Origin of the sequence: Roseovarius sp. SK2 (genome assembly GCF_028807495.1) — a bacterium.
In the GTDB taxonomy this organism is placed as follows: Bacteria; Pseudomonadota; Alphaproteobacteria; order Rhodobacterales; family Rhodobacteraceae; genus Roseovarius; species Roseovarius confluentis.
Map to the genome: position 1 here is coordinate 1 of NZ_JARAMK010000022.1, position 4,704 is coordinate 4,704.

4 protein-coding genes are annotated in these 4,704 nt (G+C 55.9%); all 4 read right to left on the minus strand.

The genetic code is table 11. From position 1 onward, the window contains the following. Positions 1–18 precede the first annotated feature (18 nt). The 4 genes from PVV74_RS22630 to PVV74_RS22645 all read right to left on the minus strand — a co-directional run bounded on the left by PVV74_RS22630 (position 19) and on the right by PVV74_RS22645 (position 4,702). A complete protein-coding gene (locus PVV74_RS22630; protein WP_274594767.1) occupies positions 19–1,488 on the minus strand; it encodes a tripartite tricarboxylate transporter permease in 1,470 nt (489 codons plus the stop codon). A 15-nt stretch (positions 1,489–1,503) separates the two neighbouring features. Beyond that, complete coding sequence (locus tag PVV74_RS22635) at positions 1,504–2,001, minus strand: tripartite tricarboxylate transporter TctB family protein (protein WP_274594768.1); 498 nt, start codon at positions 1,999–2,001, stop codon at positions 1,504–1,506. A gap of 80 nt (positions 2,002–2,081) precedes the next feature. Next, a complete protein-coding gene (locus PVV74_RS22640; protein WP_274594769.1) occupies positions 2,082–3,074 on the minus strand; it encodes a Bug family tripartite tricarboxylate transporter substrate binding protein in 993 nt (330 codons plus the stop codon). A gap of 86 nt (positions 3,075–3,160) precedes the next feature. After that, positions 3,161–4,702 (minus strand): gamma-glutamyltransferase family protein, encoded by a 1,542-nt coding sequence (locus tag PVV74_RS22645; RefSeq protein ID WP_274594770.1) that lies wholly within the window; start codon positions 4,700–4,702, stop codon positions 3,161–3,163. Between the last annotated feature and the right edge of the window lie 2 nt (positions 4,703–4,704).

Genomic DNA, 4,704 nt, shown 5'->3' on the forward strand with positions numbered 1-4,704 from the left:
AAGAGGAGTCATCCGACGTCACCTCGAACCTCGCCTGATCGCCAGGTAAACCGAAGCCACTGTGAGTGCCCAGAAAAACCAGCATATGCCGGATCGGAAAAAGATTGCCGGATCAGATCCGGACATCAGCATCGCCTGTCTGAAGTTGTCTTCGAGCAACGGTCCCAGCACGAAGGCTATTAGGAACGCAGCAGCCGGAATCGAAAGCTGCATCATGACAAAACCGAGTATACCCATTGCGACCATGACCGTCACATCGAAGAGGCTGTTGTTAATCGCGAACGCACCATATGCGCACAGTACGAACACCACCGGATAGAGAAGCGAATAGGGCATTGTAGCGACCTTACCGATATATCGGCTGGCAATTTTTCCGACGATCAGCAAGAGCGGTGAGCTAAGCATAATTCCAATGAATAGCGCATAAACCAACGACAGGTTCTGTTCGAACAACAACGGGCCGGGTTTCAAGCCGTGGATCATAAACGCGCCCAATAGGATCGCCGTAATTACATCGCCGGGAATACCCAACGCCAGCAACGGGATCATCGTGGACCCTGCCACACCACTGTTTCCGGCTTCCGAGGCGGCCACACCTTCCAGTTCTCCCTTGCCGAAATTCTTGCTGTTTTTCGACGATCTTTGAGCCTCACCATAGGAAAGAAAAGCGGCGGGCGCGGCTCCCAAACCAGGGATTGCGCCGAGAATACACCCGATAAAGCTCCCTTTGATGATCGTGCGCAGGCTTGACTTGTATTCATGCCACTTCAAACCTACCGCTTCCAGTTTTGCGGCAGTGCCTGCACCTTCAGGCCTGCGCACGAAATAGGCTATGATTTCGGGAAGTGCGAACAGGCCGATCAAGACAGGCACCAAGCTGAACCCCGACATCAGATCGGCGTTTCCGTAGACGAACCGTTCAGTTCCATAGATCAGGTCAAGTCCGACCGTCGCCAGCAACAGCCCCAAGCCCGCGGCGACGAGGCCCTTTGCGATCTGGTCGCCAGATACGCTTGCGATGATTGTTAGTGAAAAAACGATGAGCGTGAAGAATTCCGGTGGACCGAAACTCAATGCGAAGCTCGCGAGAACGCCTGCGAGCAGGATCAGGGCAAGATTGGAAATGAAGTCGGCCGTGCAACTCGCGAAAAGTGCCATGTCGAGCGCCTTGCGCCCCTGCCCTTTCTGCATCAGCGGCCACCCGTCGAGTACAGTGCAGGATGCCGCTGGTGTACCTGGGGCCTTGATCAGGATGGCTGTAAGTGAACCACCAAATATTCCGCCCTTGTAGACGCCCAAAAGCAGCAGAATGCCGGTCACGGGGTCCAGCGTGAAGGTGAACGGCAACGTCAGGGCCACAGCCATCGTCGTGGACATTCCAGGTATGGCCCCGACCACCACGCCTATCGTGACGCCGATCAACAATGCCGCGATGCTCTGAATGTTCGCGACAAGGCCGACCGCCTCTAGGATCAGATCGATAGTCATGGCTGATAGCGCCTCTCAGAATGGTAAAAAATCGAAGAAACCACGCGGCAGGGCAGTGCCGGCGACGCGATTGAAGAACAGCGACAGCAGCAACGGGATCACAAACGCAGTCGTCACGGTGACGACGGGTCTCCCGCTGCCCATCAGGAACGCCACGACCATGATTATGAGCACCGAAGCCACGTAGATTCCAAGGACAGGAAGAAGGACTGCGAAAGCGATCATACCCACGACAACAACCGCTAGGCGGACGACAGCCTCCGGCGGAATGCGTCCCTTCTTTGAAAAAGATCCGCGCGCGGAACGACGCGCACGGATAAGCGCCGAGATCATGATGGATGCGCCCGGCAGAATTAGGGCAATCCCAATCAACCTTGGCCAGAACCGCGGTGAAAGTGCCGCCGGACCTGGAACGGATGTAATGCCACCCGGCAGGATCCAGAAACTGAACACAAGCGCCAGAAATATGACTGCGGCGCCAAGCAATAGATCGTTAAGGTCGGCCCGTGACATCGGCAAGCTCCATGATCCGCCAACCGCCGAACCACTTCATGTGGCCCGGCGTTCAGCTGAATTGACGTGCAGGAAAACGCCTACTGCACGGTCCGAAGATTAAGCCGTTCGGCCAATTCGTTGAACGTCTCGTATTGCTTGAGCACGAACGAACGTGTTTCTTCCGGCCCCATGACAGAGGGAGTTGAGCCCAGTCGCTTGACAAAATTCTGATAGGTCTCGCTGTCGCCCGTGGTCGAAAGAACTTCCGTCCATTTCGCCACAACCTCTTCACTCAATCCTGGAGGACCAACCAGCGCGCTCCAGCCCACAACCGCTTCAAGTTCCGGATGCCCCAGTTCCGCGGCCGTCGAAACCTCCGGCAATGCCGGATCGCGTTCTGGCAACATCACGACCAGAGGCTTCAATTGACCAGACTGGATATTGCCAAGCATCGGCGGCAGGTTGCCGCAGAAGAAATCGACCGAGCCGTTGACTACGGCCGTCACCGCCGCGCCTTCGCCCCGCTGCGGGATGTGTATTGCAGCATTGGCTGGATCGTCGAGATCTGTCGCATCGAGCACCATGGCCGAAGCAAGATGTGTCAGGGTTCCGACCCCGGAAGAACTGTAAATCAATTTGCCCGGCTCAGCCTCTATAGCCTCGATCAGGTCATTCAGATCCTCGAAGGGGCGGTCGGCACCTGTCACGCAACCGTTCGGGTTCTTTTCCAGCAGCCCAAGATACGTGATATCTTCGATATCATAGGAAATCGACTTGTTGACGGCCGGGACGACTGCGAGCGTGGCAACGCGTCCGAGACCAAGAGTATAGCCGTCAGCTTCGGCATTATTGATAGCTGTCATTCCGGTAATTCCACCCGCACCCGCCCTGTTGGTGACAACGATCTGTTTGCCAAGCGCATCCGTTGCTGTTGACGCCAGTGTTCGCGCAGAAAGATCTGAAGACCCGCCGGGAGAATAGGTCACCACAACAGTTACCGGTCCTTCCGGATAGCTGTCTTGGGCTATTGCGGCTCCCGCAACTCCCAGAATAGTAGCCGAAAGAATAGACGTGATAGATTTGAAAGGCATAACACTTCTCCTCCAATAGTGTGTGTTTCGTCTGATTGACCGACGACCGAACTTCTAACCGGGCCGTCCGCCATTGTTGCGCTTCGTTAGAAACCCGCGGCAGCGCCATCCTTCCGGTGATCGGACCCTGCAATGTATCCGCCATCAATACGTTGAATTAGTTGAGCGCCGCCAAAGCCGAATGCGGCCTCTGGTGGGTCCTGCAGGATACAATGTCCGAAATCGGACAATGATTGAAGCGTTCCATTCGGCATATCCCGCTCAACCATGAGCTTTCCGCCGTCTTGAACGCGCCACCGAGGTGCATCAGAGGCGGCTTGCGGATTCTGACCCCAAAGTTGCGTACGTACCATCATTTGCAGATGACCTTGCGCCTGCATTCCGCCTCCCATCACACCAAAACTCATAAGCGGCGAACCATTCCTCATCACAAAGCCCGGTATGATAGTATGGAGTGGACGTTTCTTTGGACCGACTTGGTTGGGATGTCCGTCGCTCAACACAAAGTCCGATCCGCGATTGTGAAGGCTGATGCCTGTATCGGGCACGACCACTCCAGATCCGAAACCACGATAGTTCGACTGAATCAGCGAGATCATCATGCCGTTTTCGTCCGCTGCAGTGATATAGACCGTACCACCCGCTTTCGGGACGCCTGCCCGAAATTCGCCAGCTTGTTCGGGATCGATCAAAGCCGCCCTTGTGGAAAGGTATTCCGGATCCAACAGGTCATCCGGGGCAATGCGCATGCTTGCCATGTCTCCAACATGTGCATGCATGTCAGCGAATGCGATCTTCATTGCCTCGATCTGAAGATGCAGCGCGGCGGCGCTATCAACTTCGAGGTCGGCAATGTTTGTGTGTTCGAGTATACCAAGCGCGATAAGTGCCGCAATTCCCTGTCCGTTTGGCGGGATCTCGTGCAGATGTACGCCTTCAAACTCCGCCGCGATGGTGCCACACCAGTCAGGTCGGTTCTCCGCCATGTCTTCGCAAGACAAGCATCCACCCAATGACCCAACAAACTCAACGATCTTCTTGGCCAAGGGTCCTTCGTAAAAGCTCCGACCATGGGTGTCGGCAATGCTGCGCAGCGACGCTGCAAGCGCCGGGTTCCCAAACAACTCTCCGGCACGCGGAGCACGGCCACCCGGCATAAAACACTCGGCGAAACCCGGCTGTCTCCCAAGCCGCTCGGCTTCAACACTCCACAGCTTCGCGATTGTCGGGGACACGTGATAGCCGCGTTCCGCATATTCGATTGCCGATTGAAAAATATCAGCGAATTCTATTCTGCCAAAACTTCTGGACAGTTCGGCCCATCCGGCCACGACGCCTGGAACCGTGATCGTGTCAAAGCCTTCGCCCGGCATATCGGACAGGGCAGAAAATCGTTCTGGAGTCCATTCTGCCGGAGAGCGCCCGGAAGCATTCAAGCCATTCAGGGAAGATCCATCCCACACAATGGCAAATGCATCTCCACCTAGCCCACATCCAGTCGGCTCCACCACGACAAGAGTTGCAGCGGCGGCAAGAGCAGCGTCCACGGCGTTGCCGCCCTTGCGGAGGACATCAACACCAGCTTGCGTAGCCAACGGCTGCGAAGTCGAAACTATGTTACGAGCCAGGA

Bases quoted from the DNA above. Each gene is read 5' to 3' on its own strand.
- PVV74_RS22630 (WP_274594767.1), bottom strand. From the start codon at position 1,488: ATGACTATCGATCTGATCCTAGAGGCGGTCGGCCTTGTCGCGAACATT.
- PVV74_RS22635 (WP_274594768.1), bottom strand. From the start codon at position 2,001: ATGTCACGGGCCGACCTTAACGATCTATTGCTTGGCGCCGCAGTCATA.
- PVV74_RS22640 (WP_274594769.1), bottom strand. From the start codon at position 3,074: ATGCCTTTCAAATCTATCACGTCTATTCTTTCGGCTACTATTCTGGGA.